The sequence below is a fragment of the Priestia sp. FSL R5-0597 genome (assembly GCF_038006305.1).
In the GTDB taxonomy this organism is placed as follows: domain Bacteria; phylum Bacillota; class Bacilli; order Bacillales; family Bacillaceae_H; genus Priestia; species Priestia zanthoxyli.
Genome location: NZ_JBBOUZ010000001.1, coordinates 3,401,392 through 3,418,362 on the forward strand (window position 1 = coordinate 3,401,392; position 16,971 = coordinate 3,418,362).

The following is a 16,971-nucleotide window of genomic DNA, read 5'->3' on the forward strand; positions in this document are numbered from 1 at the left end:
ACATGAAGCCAAAATATCAGGTGATTATTGAGGATATAAAAAGCAAAATTCTTTCAGGCGATTACAGCATTGGCGAACAAATCCCGACTGAATCGGTCATGCAAGAAACGTATGGTGTCAGCAGACATACGGTTCGAAAAGCGATTTTAGAGCTGTCGAATGAAGGATTTTTAAGAAGTGAAAAAGGGTCTGGCACCTATGTGAGCAATCAGTATCAATCCAAAGCGAGCGGGGCTTCTGCCAACAAAACGATCGGCGTTATTACCACGTATATTTCCGACTATATTTTCCCTTCGATCATTCGAGGAATTGAAAGCAGATTAAATAAAGATAATTATTCGCTGCTGCTGGCGAGCACGAATAATGATGTGGAACAAGAAAAAAAAGCGCTGGAAATGATGCTTTCCTACGGAGTAGACGGCTTAATTGTTGAGCCTACAAAAAGTAATTTGTACAATCCAAACATCTCGTATTATTTATCATTCAAAGAGCAAGACGTTCCATTTACAATGATTAACGCCTACTACGAAGAATTAGAGGTTCCGTTTTTTTGTTTAGATGACGTTCAGTCAAGCTACCTTGCCACAAATGAATTAATTTCAAAAGGACATACACAAATTGGACTCATTGCCAAAATGGATGACCTGCAGGGAAAATACCGAATGAAAGGCTACATAAAAGCGCTTGGTGATGCAAAACTCCGCTTTCAGCCTGAGCATATTTTGTCTTTTAACACCGAAACAAAGCTCGATTTGTACGCTAATTTAAAAGAGTTTCTTACTGAAAATCAAGACGAAATGACCGCTCTTGTCTGCTATAACGATGAAGTCGGATTAGAAGTTGTAAATGTATGCAGACAGCTTGGCATTTCCATTCCGGACAAGTTGTCAATTATTGGTCAAGACAATTCGTACATCGCTAAAAATGCGACGATTAATTTAACAACGTTAACCCATCCGCAAGAACAAATGGGACGCGACGCGGCGGACTGGATCATTAAAAAGCTGCAGGGCAAAAAAGAGTTACCAAACGAAACTTACTATCAGCCGGTGTTAGTTGAAGGCGAAACGATTAAAGAACTAACTGCGAAGCGTGATGAAGTTCGTTAAAAGAAGGCTTCCTTAGAGGTCTATAAAACTTCTTATAAGATAAGGGGATGCACATTATTGCATCCCCTTTTTATATAACGATTTCTTTTATAACGAAGCCTGAACGTTGATATATACTCCTTTTTCTATCCTTTGTTTCGTTTCTTCTATTACTCTTTTAGCGGTAAGTGATAGCTGAGATACAGGAGCCGCCCCATCTGAACCAATAACAAGAGGATCAACCCAGCGCATTTTTGTCGTTTGGTAAACATCATAACAAGACGCAGTTCCTGTTTCTATTTTACTGTCAAAAAGAGCAGATAACATCCCTTCAATGCTGCTATCTCCAGTGTTTTTCAGCAACCTAATCACATCGTCATCCTGCTTTAAAAAATCTTCCATAGACACTATATCTTTCTGCAAAGCAAGCTTGATAATTTCCGTCAGCTGATAATTCCCAAACATATTAAGCGGATTCATAAAAAAGCCAATGACTTCTTTGTAGTAAGCATCCACAAACCACTCTGCCGCTGATAAATTACTGCACGCCATTTGTCCCTTAAATCCGACAAGCTGATCCAAAAACGCATGCACTTCTTGTAAAGTAATCTCGCCGCATACGTACAAATCCCGCAGCGTATAATCCACGCGGTCAGCGCATAAGCGCGGAGCGTTCTGTTCGAGCAGCGTCCACTGGCTTTCATCAAGTAAGATATCTCGCCAGTCTAAACCGGCGCTCGTTAAAATAGAAGGAATAGACGACCCGGTCACAATTTGTTCGTAAATCATTTCATGATAATTTTCTTCTTTTTGTTCCAAAACATAGTCAATCACATGAGAAAATGCCGTATGTGAAACGTCATGTAATAAAGCCGCTATTTGCTCTTCCAAAGAGCCTCCTAGCCTATGTACAAGCATCATCGCACCAACGGAATGATCATATCGAGTAGTATTCCATTTTTCATTTACAAACCGGCTCGCTCCGCCTTGGTAAATTCCTTTTAAACGCTGTACGGGGTCACTTTGAATCAGTTTTAAAAGAACGCCTTCTGCTTCAAAATTTCCGTACAGTTCATCATAAAGTGTAAGCATATCCTTCTCTCCCTTTCATAGCTTATTATGTTTAATCCTAAGGTCAAGACACAATGTTGTAAAGCAGCATTGTGATAGTAACCTATTTTTTGTAACAAAATGTTCAATTTTCTTGCCGTCACACTCATAAAAAATCACTCATTGGGATGATTTTATTTTATAACTTAAGTGATAAAGTTTTATGGAGAAATTTATTTACTAGTAGAAAGTAAGATAAAAAGGAGATATTTATGAAAAAGCTTAGTATGCTACTGCTCATTTTAGTTATTGCCGTAGTCGGCTGTTCGAAAGGAAATGAGCAAAAATCACAGGAAGTTAAAGGAACAATTGAAGTCCCTCAAACCATTAAAGCAAATGAAAAAACAGCTATTAACGTGCTCGTTACACAAGGAGACAAAAAGATAGAAAATGCAGATGCCGTACAGATCCAAGTCGAAAAAGAAGGCTATATTAATCAAGAAATGATCGATGCAAAACATCAGGATAACGGCGCATACAGCACCGACTATACGTTTAAAGACGACGGCGAATATACGATTACCGCTCACGTTACGATAAAAGGCGACATGAAGATGTTTACAAAAAAAGTGACGGTTGGCGAGAAAAAGTAAACTGCCTATTAAAAAACGACCTCTGACAAGCAGAGGTCGTTTTTATTATTCCTTGGATTCTTTAATACGGTCAAGATACTGCTTCGCATGAAGCAAACCGAGATTTTTTTCTTTTCGTATGTATTTAATAGCCTGAACGTCACTTCGGCCATTCATCATCATCAAATTGACTCTGTTTTCAAAAGCCTCGTCTTTCTCTATTTCTAGCTGCTTCCACTCTTTCTCTAAATCACGTTTAGGTGTTTTGAGCAGGAATACCACTAGTATAACAAGAACGCTACTTGTGGTGATATAAAGCCACAGCCACTCGAGAAACCAGCTGTTAATCACATTGATTATGATGAGAACAGTGAAGCAAGAATACAGCCTTGTTTGATACTTACTCCTCTTGTTTGAATCTATTTTATTAAAAAATATCCCCACCGTCAGCCTCCTTTTAGCATTTCATTGGCGCTTTTTTCTATTAATCTCTTTTGCGCATTAAGCAAATCTATATCATACAAATTACCATTTAACCTAACAAATAGCAATCAAGTTCACCCTATCATACTCTTTATCTCATTGACTACTCATAAAAAATACAGGACTTTTCGCAAAGCCCTGCACGTTTATTTCATATTTAAATAAGGTTAAACGCTTTTACCACTTGAGCAACCGCAAACGTAACCCCAATCGCAATCACTGTTGGAATCGCAAAAGCAAGAAACGTCCACTTAACATTTTTGGTTTCTTTATAAATGTTCACAAGCGTTGTTCCGCACGGAAAATGCAGAAGCGAAAACAGCATCATGTTAAGAGCCGTTAGCCACGTCCAGTGGTGATCAAGGAAAATTTGCTTGAGTCGAGTCGCATCTTCGATTTCAATTAATGAACCCGTTGATAAATACGCCATCAGTAAAACTGGTACAACAATTTCATTAGCCGGCAAGCCAATAATAAAAGCAGCTAATATATACCCGTCTAGTCCTAGCGTCTTGGCAAACGGATCAAGAAACTGAACGAAGTGCATTAAAATACTCGTATCGCCAATATAGATATTAGCCAATACCCACGTTAATACCGCTGCGGGTGCTGCAACAATAATCGCGCGTTTTAACACAAACAGCGATTTATCCAGCGTCGCACGCACAATTGTATCTACAAATTTTGGCTTGCGGTAAGGCGGAAGCTCCAGCGTATAGTGTGTTGGAACTCCGCGCAGCGCCGTTTTAGACAGTGCCCATGATACGAACAGCGTCACAACAATTCCAAATAACACCGTTCCGACTACAACAAGCGCCGTTACAAAAGTTTTAGCACTCCCTGTAAAGCCTGTTGCCATAAATAAAGAAGCTAACAAAATCAGCGTAGGCCATCTGCCGTTACACGGAACAAAGTTATTTGTTAAAATCGCCATCATGCGTTCACGCGGCGATTCAATAATACGCGTTGACATAATCGCTGCGGCGTTACATCCAAATCCCATCGCCATCGTCAGCGACTGCTTACCGTGTGCGCCTGCTCGTTTGAACAAACGATCCATATTAAACGCGACGCGAGGCAAGTAGCCGTAGTTTTCTAAAAGGGCAAACACCGGAAAAAAGATAGCCATCGGAGGCAGCATGACGCTAATGACCCATCCCGTGCCGCGAAACAGTCCTAGTACAAGAATTCCGTGCAGCCATTCTGGTGCATGCATCGCTTGAAAGAAAGCTGTTAAATATCCTTCCGCCCAGCCGAACCCTTCTGCAATTAATCCAGAAGGAACGTTTGCCCCTGCTATGGTGATATAAAAGATGACTGATAAAATACCAAGCATAATCGGAAAGCCCCAAATTGGCGAAGTGAAGACTTTATCCAATTTCTCCGTACGCTGAAGCTTTGAGCGGTCTTGGTATACAACGGCTTTTTTACATATTTGCTGTGACGACTGATAAATGCTTGCGACCATATTTGAACGATGATCTTTTTCTTTTGCCTGCTGCGCATAGCGCGTTAGCTGTTCCATCGCTAATGAGTTTTCAGGAGTTAACGGATTTCCCATATGCGCTGTTCCTCCTTTCTGTGTGGCTGATATCTTGCTGCTGATGCTGCTGAATCGTTTCTAAAAACGACGTGTCTCCATCAAGAACCCGTAAAGCAATCCAACGGAGAGGAAATTGTTTTCCTACAATAGAAGCAACTTGAGGTTCTAGCTCCTTTAGTGACGCTTCAATTTCTTTTGTATACTGCACCTGGTAAGGAGTAAGCTTTACTTCCCCGCGCACGACTCCTTCAATCGCATCCAGCAAATTCGTAATGCCTTTTTTATTGCGAGCTGATATAGGCACAACCGGTACCCCTAACGATTCAGCGAGCTTTTTTTCGTTAATCACAATTCCTTTTTTCTTTGCTTCATCCATTAAGTTCACGCAAATCACGACGTTTTCCGTCATTTCCATTACCTGCAGAGCTAGATTAAGATTTCGTTCCATCGCCGTTGCATCGACCACAACAACCGTCACGTCAGGTCTTTCAAATAAAATATAATCGCGCGCTACTTCTTCGTCTGCCGAATTTGAATAAAGTGAATACGTTCCAGGCAGATCGACGATTGTGTAGAGCTGCTGGTGATGTTCAAACGTCCCTTCTGCTTTGGCTACAGTTTTCCCCGTCCAGTTTCCCGTGTGCTGCTTAAGACCGGTTAATCCGTTAAATAACGTACTTTTCCCCGTGTTCGGATTTCCTGCTAATGCAATGCGATACTCACTCACCGTCGTCACCTACTTTTTTTACAAAAATTTTTGAGCTTTCTTCTTTCCTCAGACCGATTGTTGTATGGCTGACTTGATAAGCAACAGGATCTCCTAACGGGCTTTTTTGAAGCACTTTGATGATGGCTCCTGGAATAAACCCTAAATCTAACAAGCGGCGCTTTAAGGCACCTTCGATTTCAATTCGCTCTAGCTGCACCGTTTCACCTGTCGTAAATGTAGACAGCGGAGAATTTTTTACACTAGCCATCTATTTTTCACCCCTTCTTGTTTTTTATACAAGGTTATATTTTTTTCATTAGACCAACTTTTAAGGTAAAAAAATATACTCGTTGATTTGTAATAGGCTATTCTGCTTAAGCAGAAAAGTGAACCTGTCTGCATCAATTATTTAAAAATTTTAGTTTTCACTTATAATAATACCGAAAGTTTACCACAGGAAACTTTTTTAGTCCAGGGTAAATAACTGACTTTTTTCTTCTTTTTACTGAAGGCATAAAGTGGTAAGTGCTGGTCTATTTTTTCTAATAAAAGTAAGTCGAAAAATAATTACGTAAAAAGGAATTAACAAAAGTAAAAAAATGTAAAGTTGTGCTATACTAGTGAATGAGCTTTTTTGGAAAATAAAGTATGTATTAGTTTTAAAACCTACAAAAATCACTTTAGGGGGCTTTTATGAAAAGGTTCAAAAGGGTTAGCGCAGTTGTTTTAGGTTTTGCTTTGTTATTTTCACCGCTTGCTCCGCAAACAGTTGCAGAAGCAAAAGTCGTGTGGGGGAATCAGGAACTGGTTAAAGGGCAAATAGGACGCGTTACCGTTTTAAAGAACACGAATCTTTACAACATTAAAAACAACAAGTTAGCAGCGGCTAGAAAAGTGACAAAAGGGCAAGTATTCCGCGTGTATTCTGAATCTAGCAAATTTGGTGCTCTGTATGGGGTATCAAAGGGTACCTATGCTCAAAAGTCATCAAGTATTAAGTATGAAAAAGCCCCTCGTGACAAAATTCAAGCGTTAGGGGTAACAGTTACGAAGAAATCTTTAGCAAGCAACATTAGTTACCCTCAGGTATCTGCTCTTATCAATAAACCATTTGAGGCTAGCTATAATCGAAAGTTCTTAAATATTGCGAAAGAAGCACAAAAAGAACATAACGAGCTAAAAGAACAAGAGAAGGAAGACCGCAAAAACGGCTGGGCGCCAGGTCCTTATTCTCGTAATATGACATACTCTGTACCTTACAACCAAGATAATATTTTAAGTGTTGCTGTTACGAATGATGCGTACGCTGGCGGCGTTCACGGCAACGCTTGGATTGATACTTACAATTACGATTTGTTAAAAGCTCGACAAATTAGCTTAAAAGATATTATTAACAATAATACGAAGTTGAATAAAGTTAATAACTATATCCGGAATGAAATGATTGCGCGTAATAAAAAAGGTGCTCAGTTCTGGGTTAATGAATTTAAGTCTGTAAATGTAAAAGACGATCAGTTTTACTATACAAGTAGCGGCATTGCCATTATATTTGGTGAGTATGAGTACGGCCCGTATTCTAACGGCATTCATACGTTTAAAATTCCGTCCACCATTTATAAATAAGATAGTCGTACAAAAAAACATAAAAAAAGAAGCATGCGAACCATCAGTTCACATGCTTCTTTTTCTTTTTTTCTGCAGAATAAGCGGAGTAAAAAAGAAAGGTGAGCCCTATTCCGCCTCCAACCATCATTGAATAGGAAAACGTATCTCTTAACGCTAGACCGCCTATCATTGACAATACAAACAGAAAATAAAACAGTAATGTGTAGTTCCTCTTCACAATCTCTACTCTCCCCTTCCCCATCATTTTCCGAAAACCAAATCATACAATACAACCACGAAAGAACTCAGGGTCGCATGTATTACGCTTCTTGTAGCAGACGAAAAACCGCTTTTTAAGGTATTTTTATAGCGTTTGAAAAAGTGAAATGGTCAGAGCTAACGTCAGCAAGGAGCCTGCGGATGTTAACATCATTATTTTTCGGTTACTCTGATTCTTTTCAGGTTTTAAAAACTCTTGAATGACTACAAACCAGATAACAAAAGTGATTAAAGAAAGTATCCCCATAGACATACGAGCATCTCCATTCATATATGTATTTAAATTTTCAACACATCTAATCAACAAATCTTCCCGAATAAGTTATTAAAATAAATGCTACTCTTCATCCAATATTAACATAAAATTCCACAAACCTTTAATTGTGTAAAACCATAATATTTTAAAACAGGCTATTTATAAAACGCTCTTTTGAACTAAAAATGAATATAAAGCTGTCTCTGGCTATGCTCCACTTTACAAATGATATACTTATTTATAGAAAACCCTCTCAGATCTCCCCCAGTACTTACCCTACCCTCAGAGGAAGAAAGTGTACATTGTTAGGAGGAAACGAAATGATTAAAAAATTAGACCATTTTGTGTTAACAGTAAAAGACATTGAAAAAACCATTCACTTTTATACGGTTATCTTAGGCATGCAAAAAGAAACGTTCGGAGAAGGAAGAGTAGCGCTTCGTTTTGGTGAACAAAAAATAAACTTACATCAAGCAGGGCATGAATTTGAGCCTAAAGCAAATCACCCTCTTCCGGGTTCCGCTGATTTATGTTTTATTACAGAAGAAAAGATCGAAAGCATAATCCATCATTCACAAAAACATAATGTAGAAATTGAAGAAGGGCCGGTCAGACGTACAGGTGCTGTAGGGCCTATTGTTTCTGTTTATATTAGAGATCCTGATTACAATTTGATTGAGCTGTCGAACTACGTAGATTAAGGCGACCTTCTTAAAAAACGCTGTTTTCATAAATATTATTGCTATGTTATAGAGGCTCAAAAGAAAACTCGCAGTAGAAATTTGCGAGTTTTCTTTATTATATAAGGGACCCCGCTTCTTATAAACTGCGTCCTTACAATCTAATTAACAACCAAATTGATCGTATCTTTTTGTATTTCATACTGACCCTTTATTTCTCCAATACCAGTGATAAAAAGTGAATCACCCGTTTCCAATGGTTTATCCTGTAATACGATAAGTAATTTATTTATATTTTTCAATCCAACCGCACAATAGGAAAGGGATGGTTGTTGAATAAGGTATTCTTGGTTAATTATCCTTACTTTTATATAATTTTTATGTAATAACCTGCCTTCCAAAGGAACAATATTCATCGGATCAAAGGATAAAGCAATGATTTCTCCTTCAATGAAAAGATGGGTTCCTATCTGTGCTTCGAATTCATCAAGTTCTTTCTTCCTTGATTCAACCGCAAAATTTACTGCTGCTTCTGTTTCCGGGCTTATTTGAACCTCTTCAATTGCCTGTTTTCGAGGGGGAATATCAAGAATTTTAATTAACTCAAATAGTGTTGTTTTAGCCTCAAAAAAACTTTCTTTCCAATCAGGTAACAATTCATCCAGCAACAAACACATAAATAAGCCTGAACTATAACAGCTGCGCCTTATATTAGAAGTGGATTCAACCACGTCTATTAGATTTTTTCCATATTTTTTTAAAACCAAATCATTAGGAAGCGAAGATTTTTCTGAAAAAGCCTTTAGTTCAACGTACCAGGCTGGTCCTTCAACAGATTCAATTAAGTTTTCATATGTTAAATGCTCTTTTATTCCTTCTGTCCTTTTTTCCCTTAGGCTGATAAATTCGTTCAAATACTGCTTCTTGTTACTGATACTAGTTTCTATCAATGCATTATAAAGACTTTTTCTTTCCCGATTTCGAATTTCTACATTCTCTTTTGTTAAGGGATAGGTTATTCCCATCGTTTCATCAGGAAAGCGTTTTTCCCCTTTTACATATTGATTTCCGTGGAATAATTCGTGAACCAATATCGAAAAAAGTCCTTCATAGTCATCGTACAGTTCCATATCAGCAATAGCCGTAGGATAGCCATCAAATAGAATAAGCGTATTTCCCACAAACTGCTCGTCCCGTTTTAAAATTTCATATGATTTAGGAGGAATGTCATTATACCTAGGATGATTGAACAGGAATACACTGTTTTGGTCGTACAATGCATAGGCAACAAGTTCAAAATTTGGCCAATACCTTTCTAAGTTCGTATTAGTTAAGTCCTTGGCAATTTGATTCAGAAAATGGTTCATTCTTTTCATCCCCAATTGTTAATTCCCTAAGGAAAGAGAATATTCTTTTTTAGAAAAAAGGGTTTGTTCAACTTGACTGTCCCGTTAGTTGAATAAGATTACTGTTATTATCCTAATTTTAACATAAGTTTCCTAACGTTTGGTTTACTGTCTAGGAAGAAACGAAATGATTAAAAAATTAAACCATTTTGTGCTGGCGGTAAAAGACATTGAAGAAGCGACCTTATGAAAAAAAAGAGAATGCACAAGGCATTCTCTTTTTAAATGGCTATATAAGGTACTACTCTTTAGACTTGCCTACCTCTACTTTTTTCGTAAACATTTTCATGTCACCATCTACCGTAACATGAGCGGTAATCATATATTCGCCGTCTTCTTTAAACGTATAGTCCGTGCTGTAGACGCCTTTTCCTTCGTGCGGTGCTTTTGTCATTTCTTGATTGATGTAGCCTTCTTTTTCAACTTGGAACTGTACGTCGTCCGCGTTTTCTACTTTTTTATCTCCTTGTGTCACAAGGACTTTAAGCTTGACTTGTTCATTTGCTTGAATGGATTCCGGTACTTCAATCGTTCCTTTTACTTCTTTTGAACGTGAATCATTTCCTTTTGAACAGCCTACTATAGCTATCATTAAAACAAATAATACGATGGTGAGTTTTTTCATTATGTTGTTCTCCTTTGTTATGTAAATGTGAAGTCTTCCTGCAATTTCATATTATACTCATTTATCCGGTAAAAAGAGAAAAAATGATTATTGTCCACATAAAGTTCTTATTTCTACAGTAGCTTTTGCATCTTTTCATTTCTCTAATCGTCATTTCCTTCACAAAAAAGCTGAAGAAGCGTATTGCCTTCTCCAGCTTTACCTTTATCTCTGCGGTTCTTCTAGCGTATAAGCAGACAGTGCGTTTTCGACCCATCGTACAAAATCTTTGCTTGCTCCCCAGTCAATATTTAATACTCCTTCTGCGCTTCCTGAAGGAATACACTTAACTTTGTTTGGACCCGACACATTTTCTAGAATAATGGTTAGTGATCCTCTGCCGCCGGTGCGGAAAAAATAGCGTTCAAACACAAGTGTGCACAGCTGCTTGCCGTCTCCAAGGTCATAATATTCTTTGTATAGTAAGTCACTTTCCGAATTATTTGCGTTCACAAGCTTTTTTGCTCCATCAAAAGGAAGCAGCGTCGTTTTAAATTCAATTACCTTTCCCATCACTCAAGCCCCTTTCTATCGCAACAGATACCTACTACTTCTCTTTTTCCCTCTAAAAAACCTGCCGCTTCTCTTTATGTACAATATGGTACAATAGAAAAGAAAAAGAATTGTTTGAACGGAAAAAGGAGCATGCAACCTCTATGAATACACGAGATCAACTTATCCAAAATGTGGTTTCCACGATGCGAAACCAAACGAAAAAAATGCAGCTGTCGGTTATCCCCACTTTAAAATCATATATTCCTTTAAATGAATTTTTAGCGCTTCGCCTGCTGTATAAAGAAGGCAATCATATCGTTTCTGAGATTGCCGAGCATATGCACATCTCAAACAGCAGCATGACGTGCGTCAGCGACCGTCTCATGGAAAGAGAATTTGTCACGCGCGTACGCAGTCAAAAAGACCGCCGCGTTGTCTACTTATCGATTACGGATAAAGGAAAAGCGTTTGCAGAAGAAATGGAAAAAGTGCTCACTAAAGAATACGGTGAAAAGCTTAGCCATTTTACGGATGAAGAATTACAAACGTTTCTTCGCTTGTTAAATAAAATGGATATTTAATAAAAAACCAGATGCCCGCTAAGCAGGCCTCTGGTTTTTATTTTGGTTAGTTGTCATTTACCTTCAAATTAAAGGCGTCTGAAGTTAAGTCTTTTGACCAGTCTTTTTCGTGATCACTTACATACGGAATAAATCGAAGCATAGTGACGTCCTTATCATTTCGGTACTCTCCGTCCATCTCTATCACTGTGTCTGTTCCTCCTCCACTGCCGCTTTCAGAAAGATTTCTTCCGTTTTGATCTTTTATGTCTACACCGACATCCGTTCCGCCTCGGATGCTTCCTTTTGATGATGTAAACGTATAGTGCATTTTAATCGAAACAGGCGATACGCGAACTTCTTTAATAGACAATACGCCTTCTATTCCCTTTTCGCTAATCGGAATTTCCTTGTTTAACGGATACACTTTAGTATCAGCAATAATTTTTGAGCCGTTTACGCTGGTGTGTACAGTCCAATTCCCTTTAATTTCTCCGTACGAATCCCGGTAGTTCCCACTTTTCGTCTGACCAGGATTCTTTTCAAATTCGAGGCTTGTGAACTGCGCGCTGATTTGATAGTTTTTGTTTGGATCAATATGATCTAGCACGCTGTAGCCTTCCACATCGATTTTCCCGTCTCCGTTCGTGTCCGCTTGCGTTAATTTTAAAGCGTACAGATAGTCCCAGCTTCCGTCTTTGTTTTTGATTGGTTCCTCTCTAATACTTGAAGCAGAATCAAAAAACGACATATTGCCAATTTTCACGCGCAGCTCTCCCGGTCGAATTGGGGTGTTTCGGTTAAGACCTAGTGCCGTTCTTCTAAATTCATCTGCGCTAATGGTTAACCCAAGCAGTACCTGTCCGTCATCAAGCATCATTTCATTTACTTTTACTTGAATGCCTTGGTCCGTTGCCGTTTCATTTACCGCTTTTTTATAGCTGCTCAAACTGCCTTCAGGCTTGTTCATAAGCAGCTCAATTTGCTGACCGAGCTGCTGACTGATTCGCACAGCCGATGCCCATACCGTTTCGTTTTGCATCATTACAGGCGTCACAGCAAGCAGCAGCACCGCAGCGGCAATCAGCGGACGCGCTTTTTTCCGCGCCGGCTTTATTTCACGTTTTAAACGTTTTTTCATTCGTTTTTTCTCGCTTGCCGTTAGCTCGATTTCTTCATATTCATCAACGTCTATAGAAGATCCATTTAAAAAGTCGTACTCATTTTTCATCTTTGTCCCTCCTTATTTCTTATTTAAAAATGGCTTTTAATTTTTTTCGTCCGCGCGACAGCCGGTTGTATAAATTGCTGATGGTGGTCTCTTGTTTTTTCGCAATTTGCTTCAGCTCGATTTCTTGTAAGTAATACGCTTTAAACAGCTCGCGGTCTCCTTCACTTAAGTGACCTAAAAGTTCTTCCACGTCGTCCCTTTGAACGTTATGAACTCCTGATGTTTCACCAAACTCCGCTTCGCTAAGCGATTCATGCTGTGTTTTTATGTATTTGCGCTGATAGTCAATGGCTTTGTACTTAGCAACAGCCGCAACCCAGTTTTTAAACGTATTTTTCTCCGAATCAAAGCGGTGAATATGGTGCCATACCGCTAATAATACGTCGTTTATACATTCTTCTTCATAGCTTTTTAACGTGCCTAAATGCTTGCGGACGATAGCCGTAATTAATCCTCCGTACTGATCAATTAACAGCTCCAGCCCTTTTTCTTTTTTACGCATTATACTCGCAACAATCCAGTCATCTTCCATGACATTGCTCCTTTCTCCTTGCTTTTACATCTATTAATACGCATTCTTTTTACAAAACCTATCAATCTTCTTAAATTAAATAAAAAATAAGCTTGTTCCGTATTTCTCTCGCTGGTAAAATAAGCTAAAACCTTTGAAGGAGGCTGCTATGATTACTTATCCTTTCCTTACACCTAACCCAACTATTGGCGTAACCGCACCGTCTTCTGGTGTACCGAAGCCTCTTCACTCCATGTTTTCTTTATCGTGTGAACGAATGGAGGAAAAAGGTTTTTCTGTTATACCCGGAGAAACCTTGTGGACGCAGCACAAAGCAAAATCTGCTTCTCCTAAAAAACGTGCAAATGAGCTTCAAGCCATGATTACTGATGAAAACATTGATATCCTTATCCCGCCTTGGGGAGGCGAGCTGCTCATTGAAATTCTTGAACATCTTGACTTTACAAAATGGAAAACAAAATGGGTGCTTGGTTACTCTGACACCAGCGTTCTTCTGCTGGCTATTACACTTAATACGGGAATCGCAACGGCTCATGGAACGAACTTTGTGGATTTACGCGGAGAGTACTGGGATCCAACGACTGCGATGTGGCAGCAAGTATTAACGACCAAAGAAGGCGAAAGCGTGGTTCAAGTTTCTTCTGATTCCTATCAAACAGAATGGCAGCACGATAACCCGTCACCATGCGTGTTTCATTTAACGGAACAAACGGCTTGGAAACATACAGAGTCACGTGACGTTCACCTCGAAGGGCGCTTGCTTGGAGGATGTATCGACGTGATCAGACACTTAGCGGGAACTCCTTTTGGAGATGTAAAAGCTTTTCGAGAAAAACATATTCCTGCTGAACCGGTGATTTGGTATTTTGACAACTGTGAACTGACGACTGTAGACCTTCGCCGTTCGCTTCTTCAGCTTAAGCTAGCGGGCTGGTTTGATAACTGCTCGGGTATTTTATTTGGCAGAAGCATAGCTAATGAACCCGTTGATTCCTACACTGCTGAAGACGTGTATCATGACCTCGCCTCTGACTTACATATTCCAGTTATCTATGACATCGACTGCGGCCACCTTCCTCCTCAGCTCACGCTTATTAACGGCGCGTATGCTCGTGTTAACGTAGAGAAGAATAAAGGCACAGTTGTTCAATGCTTTACGTAAAAAAAGAGGCTTGTATATAAGTAGTTTATTTAATTGAAGAAAAATTCGAACGAACTTGATTCTTGATGCAGAATCCAATTCGTTCGGATTTTTTTATGGATATGGTGCATGTAGGTTTGTTTCATATATGTAGGTGCTTCTAATGGTTGATTGGAGGGCAAGACGAAGACTCCTGCGGGAAAAACGGAACAAGTGAGACCCCGCAGGAGCGTACGCGACGAGGAGGCTCACCGGCCGCCCGCGGAAAGCGAAGTCTTGCACGGAAATCAACCGCGGTTCGTTTCGTCGTTTCACAATTTTGTTTTACATATCTGTCATCAGTAGTATAAACGTCCCAAACAAGAAAAAAGTTGCACCAAACCACGAGTGATAGTGCTCTTTTTGTTTTCTTTCAAACTTCCATTCTTCAAATCCTCGAATTACGTACAGGAAAAAAAAGAAAAGAAACATAAAAACGGAGGTATAGGCTGGAGGTATAACAAAGATCAGCACTACAAACGCAGCAAGCATCACCATTTCAAGTGTGATAAACAGCGGACGCCTTCCTTTAAAGCTTCTCCAATAGCTTTTTTTCATCTTTGTATTCAGCTTCTTTCGCATGGCAAGATCCAGAAAGATATAAACGACTGCCAGAATCAGCAAATACACAAGCGTCATTTCCGTCCCTCCTTCCGACTTAAAATATCCTTATACTTCCATTTTAAAGGACTTTCCATAAATTTCAAGTCTCTAAAAAACTTTATCCAACTTATTAGTGCAAGCATTCATATATTTAAAAATCGCTAATATATTGACTAATGTACAGGTTAAATTCTCTGTATAAACTCACCTAGAGGGGGACATCAAGTTATGAGAATAAAAGAAGTGAAGCAAGGTGCACTCACAGCGCTGAAAAACCGCTGGGGATTCGCCGTACTGCTTACGTTCGTTACGTACCTAATTGCTGCCGGTATTCCAGGACTTATTGACTTTCTTGTTAACGGATTTCCAAGCGGGTCTGAAACCGAATACTCACAGTCTACCTTAGCTAATATTGTATCTCTGCTGCTCGTACCGCTCTTTTTTTCTTACTACTGGGTACTATTGCGTCTGGTGCGAGGAGAAAGTGTACGTGTAGGAAACGTGTTTGATTCGTTTTCATCTGCGGGATTATACTTTAGAACCCTCGGACTTTACTTGCTAACGATTATTTATACCGTGCTGTGGAGTATTTTACTAATCATTCCCGGCATCATCAAAAGCCTTGCCTATTCACAGGCTTACTACGTATTCCGCGATAACCCAGATTATTCGGTGAACCAGTCTATTACTGAAAGCAGACGGTTAATGAACGGCTACAAGTGGACCTACTTTTTACTCGTTTTAAGCTTTATCGGCTGGGGAATTTTAAGCTTGATTACGCTTGGCATCGGGTTATTATGGCTTGTTCCGTATGTAACGACTTCGCTTGGCGTATTCTATGAAAAGCTAAAAGCAAATGAAACAGAAGTTGCTGAATAGAAGAAAAACCGTATTCGAGTTGCGAATACGGTTTTTTATGGGTGATTTCAAGCTGCCTGGTCTCCTCCAGCAGAAGGTCTTGCCTTTTTATTCTTCGCTTTTTTATTCACTAAATAAATACTGATAATAATAAGCGCTAACCCTACAAGAAGTGACGATGTAAACGGTTCGTCTAAAAAGAGTGTTCCAATGACAATTGAAATAATCGGAACAAGAAAATTAAACGACGCCACTTTGCTGGCATCTCCGTGGCTGATTAAATGAAAATAAATAAGCCACGCAACGGCAACGGAAAACAGTGCTAAAAATAAAAGCAGCAGCACAGATGATGAATTCCACACCATATGAGACCACCCTTCTACTCCACTGCCTGTCGCTGTCATAACCACTCCGCCGACAAGACTTTGAATGGTAATAAGCCAAATGCCGTCTACGCTGTCGCTAATACGTTTGATATAGACCGTTCCAATCGCCCAGCTCAGCGCTGTAAGGACAGCAAGAATAATTCCAACGGCTGAAGCATTAGCAGATAATTCCCCCATGCTGATAGTGGCTACGCCCACAAACCCAAGAAGCAAGCCCCCTACTTTCACAGCGTTCATGCTTTCTCCAATCCATAGCCATGCAATGATGCCAATAAGCACGGGCTGCAAGTAGACAATCACGCTGAAGACACCCGCTGGCATAAACATAAGTCCGAGCGTTTGCAGTCCGTAGAATAAGATGGCATTAAATAAACCTGATACCATGTATTTATGCCAGTTCTGCTTCCAGTGAAGCCGTTTATATCGTGGCAGTGCAACTGCTAATAATACGATTCCTGCAAGTAATGACCTCACGCCAGATAACAAAATGGGCGATGAATACCCAAGCGCCAGCTTCGATACCGGCCACGTTAATCCCCAAATCAGTACAAGAGCAGCTAAAAGAATCCCGTTAATAAAAGATGATGACTGTTTCATACAACAACCACTCCTACATATATGAATGTAAATGACTCACGCGTTCATTCCTCCTTGTATACTACGCCTCTTTTTTACTCGCTTCAATTGCATGTTTTTTATGTAATCGATGCATAGTAGTTATAAATAATGAT

Annotated in this window: 21 protein-coding genes; 8 read left to right on the plus strand and 13 right to left on the minus strand. The window is 39.4% G+C overall.

The genetic code is table 11. The annotated features are described in order from the left end of the window. Positions 1–2 precede the first annotated feature (2 nt). The gene (locus tag MKX72_RS17775; RefSeq protein WP_098627653.1) at positions 3–1,109 is read left to right on the plus strand and encodes a GntR family transcriptional regulator; all 1,107 of its coding nucleotides are present in this window, start codon (positions 3–5) and stop codon (positions 1,107–1,109) included. An 87-nt stretch (positions 1,110–1,196) separates the two neighbouring features. Here the strand turns inward: MKX72_RS17775 and MKX72_RS17780 are convergent, their stop codons facing one another. Next, positions 1,197–2,180: an HD domain-containing protein gene (locus MKX72_RS17780; RefSeq protein WP_155007802.1), complete on the minus strand. Its 984-nt coding sequence runs from the start codon at positions 2,178–2,180 to the stop codon at positions 1,197–1,199. 230 nt (positions 2,181–2,410) lie between these two features. Here MKX72_RS17780 and MKX72_RS17785 point away from each other — a divergent pair, with 230 nt between their 5' ends. After that, on the plus strand, positions 2,411–2,791 hold the full coding sequence (locus tag MKX72_RS17785) for a FixH family protein (protein WP_155007801.1): 381 nt from the start codon (positions 2,411–2,413) through the stop codon (positions 2,789–2,791). 45 nt (positions 2,792–2,836) lie between these two features. On the opposite strand, the gene MKX72_RS17790 is transcribed toward MKX72_RS17785, so the two are convergent. The 4 genes from MKX72_RS17790 to MKX72_RS17805 all read right to left on the minus strand — a co-directional run bounded on the left by MKX72_RS17790 (position 2,837) and on the right by MKX72_RS17805 (position 5,773). After that, a complete protein-coding gene (locus MKX72_RS17790) occupies positions 2,837–3,214 on the minus strand; it encodes a hypothetical protein (RefSeq protein ID WP_048019402.1) in 378 nt (125 codons plus the stop codon). A 196-nt stretch (positions 3,215–3,410) separates the two neighbouring features. Further along, complete coding sequence (locus MKX72_RS17795; RefSeq protein WP_372507777.1) at positions 3,411–4,778, minus strand: nucleoside recognition domain-containing protein; 1,368 nt, start codon at positions 4,776–4,778, stop codon at positions 3,411–3,413. Positions 4,779–4,791: 13 nt separating this feature from the next. Next, positions 4,792–5,523, minus strand: a complete 732-nt coding sequence (locus MKX72_RS17800; protein ID WP_049165838.1) for a FeoB small GTPase domain-containing protein — start codon at positions 5,521–5,523, stop codon at positions 4,792–4,794. Further along, positions 5,516–5,773, minus strand: a complete 258-nt coding sequence (locus MKX72_RS17805; RefSeq protein ID WP_033580146.1) for a FeoA family protein — start codon at positions 5,771–5,773, stop codon at positions 5,516–5,518. The genes MKX72_RS17800 and MKX72_RS17805 overlap by 8 nt, the downstream gene beginning before the upstream one ends. A gap of 425 nt (positions 5,774–6,198) precedes the next feature. Here MKX72_RS17805 and MKX72_RS17810 point away from each other — a divergent pair, with 425 nt between their 5' ends. Next, complete coding sequence (locus MKX72_RS17810) at positions 6,199–7,128, plus strand: DUF3298 and DUF4163 domain-containing protein (RefSeq protein ID WP_155007799.1); 930 nt, start codon at positions 6,199–6,201, stop codon at positions 7,126–7,128. 346 nt (positions 7,129–7,474) lie between these two features. Here the strand turns inward: MKX72_RS17810 and MKX72_RS17815 are convergent, their stop codons facing one another. Further along, entirely contained in the window at positions 7,475–7,642 is a 168-nt protein-coding gene (locus MKX72_RS17815) for a hypothetical protein (protein ID WP_182030868.1), read from the minus strand. A 323-nt stretch (positions 7,643–7,965) separates the two neighbouring features. Here MKX72_RS17815 and MKX72_RS17820 point away from each other — a divergent pair, with 323 nt between their 5' ends. Further along, complete coding sequence (locus tag MKX72_RS17820; protein ID WP_155007798.1) at positions 7,966–8,346, plus strand: VOC family protein; 381 nt, start codon at positions 7,966–7,968, stop codon at positions 8,344–8,346. Between the two features lie 140 nt (positions 8,347–8,486). Here MKX72_RS17820 and MKX72_RS17825 read toward each other — a convergent pair whose 3' ends face one another. From MKX72_RS17825 to MKX72_RS17835, 3 genes are all read right to left on the minus strand, one after another. Beyond that, complete coding sequence (locus tag MKX72_RS17825) at positions 8,487–9,692, minus strand: hypothetical protein (protein ID WP_154991892.1); 1,206 nt, start codon at positions 9,690–9,692, stop codon at positions 8,487–8,489. Positions 9,693–9,972: 280 nt separating this feature from the next. Then, entirely contained in the window at positions 9,973–10,356 is a 384-nt protein-coding gene (locus MKX72_RS17830) for a FixH family protein (RefSeq protein ID WP_154973942.1), read from the minus strand. Between the two features lie 204 nt (positions 10,357–10,560). Beyond that, positions 10,561–10,908: a DUF6054 family protein gene (locus MKX72_RS17835; RefSeq protein ID WP_028414741.1), complete on the minus strand. Its 348-nt coding sequence runs from the start codon at positions 10,906–10,908 to the stop codon at positions 10,561–10,563. Between the two features lie 143 nt (positions 10,909–11,051). On the opposite strand from MKX72_RS17835, the gene MKX72_RS17840 reads away from it, so the two are divergent. Next, complete coding sequence (locus tag MKX72_RS17840) at positions 11,052–11,471, plus strand: MarR family winged helix-turn-helix transcriptional regulator (protein ID WP_016765035.1); 420 nt, start codon at positions 11,052–11,054, stop codon at positions 11,469–11,471. A 46-nt stretch (positions 11,472–11,517) separates the two neighbouring features. Here the strand turns inward: MKX72_RS17840 and MKX72_RS17845 are convergent, their stop codons facing one another. Both MKX72_RS17845 and MKX72_RS17850 read right to left on the minus strand, forming a co-directional pair. Beyond that, positions 11,518–12,681 carry a DUF4179 domain-containing protein gene (locus tag MKX72_RS17845; protein WP_155007797.1) on the minus strand — a complete coding sequence of 388 codons (1,164 nt, stop codon included), beginning with the start codon at positions 12,679–12,681 and terminating at the stop codon, positions 11,518–11,520. 19 nt (positions 12,682–12,700) lie between these two features. Beyond that, positions 12,701–13,213: a sigma-70 family RNA polymerase sigma factor gene (locus MKX72_RS17850; RefSeq protein WP_155007796.1), complete on the minus strand. Its 513-nt coding sequence runs from the start codon at positions 13,211–13,213 to the stop codon at positions 12,701–12,703. A 148-nt stretch (positions 13,214–13,361) separates the two neighbouring features. On the opposite strand from MKX72_RS17850, the gene MKX72_RS17855 reads away from it, so the two are divergent. Beyond that, complete coding sequence (locus MKX72_RS17855; RefSeq protein WP_155007795.1) at positions 13,362–14,375, plus strand: S66 family peptidase; 1,014 nt, start codon at positions 13,362–13,364, stop codon at positions 14,373–14,375. Positions 14,376–14,521: 146 nt separating this feature from the next. Then, the gene (locus tag MKX72_RS17860; RefSeq protein WP_155007794.1) at positions 14,522–14,704 is read left to right on the plus strand and encodes a hypothetical protein; all 183 of its coding nucleotides are present in this window, start codon (positions 14,522–14,524) and stop codon (positions 14,702–14,704) included. Here MKX72_RS17860 and MKX72_RS17865 read toward each other — a convergent pair. Further along, positions 14,679–15,032, minus strand: coding sequence for a DUF4181 domain-containing protein (locus tag MKX72_RS17865; protein ID WP_049165850.1), 354 nt, complete (start codon positions 15,030–15,032; stop codon positions 14,679–14,681). The genes MKX72_RS17860 and MKX72_RS17865 overlap by 26 nt on opposite strands. A 192-nt stretch (positions 15,033–15,224) precedes the next feature. Between MKX72_RS17865 and MKX72_RS17870 the strand changes: the two genes are divergently transcribed. Then, positions 15,225–15,875: a DUF975 family protein gene (locus tag MKX72_RS17870; protein WP_034267099.1), complete on the plus strand. Its 651-nt coding sequence runs from the start codon at positions 15,225–15,227 to the stop codon at positions 15,873–15,875. Positions 15,876–15,922: 47 nt separating this feature from the next. Here the strand turns inward: MKX72_RS17870 and MKX72_RS17875 are convergent, their stop codons facing one another. After that, positions 15,923–16,837, minus strand: coding sequence for a DMT family transporter (locus MKX72_RS17875; protein ID WP_034267101.1), 915 nt, complete (start codon positions 16,835–16,837; stop codon positions 15,923–15,925). Positions 16,838–16,971: the final 134 nt, after the last annotated feature.

Bases quoted from the DNA above. Each gene is read 5' to 3' on its own strand.
- MKX72_RS17775 (WP_098627653.1), top strand. From the start codon at position 3: ATGAAGCCAAAATATCAGGTGATTATTGAGGATATAAAAAGCAAAATT.
- MKX72_RS17780 (WP_155007802.1), bottom strand. From the start codon at position 2,180: ATGCTTACACTTTATGATGAACTGTACGGAAATTTTGAAGCAGAAGGC.
- MKX72_RS17785 (WP_155007801.1), top strand. From the start codon at position 2,411: ATGAAAAAGCTTAGTATGCTACTGCTCATTTTAGTTATTGCCGTAGTC.
- MKX72_RS17795 (WP_372507777.1), bottom strand. From the start codon at position 4,778: ATGGAACAGCTAACGCGCTATGCGCAGCAGGCAAAAGAAAAAGATCAT.
- MKX72_RS17805 (WP_033580146.1), bottom strand. From the start codon at position 5,773: ATGGCTAGTGTAAAAAATTCTCCGCTGTCTACATTTACGACAGGTGAA.
- MKX72_RS17810 (WP_155007799.1), top strand. From the start codon at position 6,199: ATGAAAAGGTTCAAAAGGGTTAGCGCAGTTGTTTTAGGTTTTGCTTTG.
- MKX72_RS17815 (WP_182030868.1), bottom strand. From the start codon at position 7,642: ATGTCTATGGGGATACTTTCTTTAATCACTTTTGTTATCTGGTTTGTA.
- MKX72_RS17820 (WP_155007798.1), top strand. From the start codon at position 7,966: ATGATTAAAAAATTAGACCATTTTGTGTTAACAGTAAAAGACATTGAA.
- MKX72_RS17825 (WP_154991892.1), bottom strand. From the start codon at position 9,692: ATGAACCATTTTCTGAATCAAATTGCCAAGGACTTAACTAATACGAAC.
- MKX72_RS17830 (WP_154973942.1), bottom strand. From the start codon at position 10,356: ATGAAAAAACTCACCATCGTATTATTTGTTTTAATGATAGCTATAGTA.
- MKX72_RS17835 (WP_028414741.1), bottom strand. From the start codon at position 10,908: ATGGGAAAGGTAATTGAATTTAAAACGACGCTGCTTCCTTTTGATGGA.
- MKX72_RS17840 (WP_016765035.1), top strand. From the start codon at position 11,052: ATGAATACACGAGATCAACTTATCCAAAATGTGGTTTCCACGATGCGA.
- MKX72_RS17845 (WP_155007797.1), bottom strand. From the start codon at position 12,681: ATGAAAAATGAGTACGACTTTTTAAATGGATCTTCTATAGACGTTGAT.
- MKX72_RS17850 (WP_155007796.1), bottom strand. From the start codon at position 13,213: ATGGAAGATGACTGGATTGTTGCGAGTATAATGCGTAAAAAAGAAAAA.
- MKX72_RS17855 (WP_155007795.1), top strand. From the start codon at position 13,362: ATGATTACTTATCCTTTCCTTACACCTAACCCAACTATTGGCGTAACC.
- MKX72_RS17865 (WP_049165850.1), bottom strand. From the start codon at position 15,032: ATGACGCTTGTGTATTTGCTGATTCTGGCAGTCGTTTATATCTTTCTG.
- MKX72_RS17870 (WP_034267099.1), top strand. From the start codon at position 15,225: ATGAGAATAAAAGAAGTGAAGCAAGGTGCACTCACAGCGCTGAAAAAC.
- MKX72_RS17875 (WP_034267101.1), bottom strand. From the start codon at position 16,837: ATGAAACAGTCATCATCTTTTATTAACGGGATTCTTTTAGCTGCTCTT.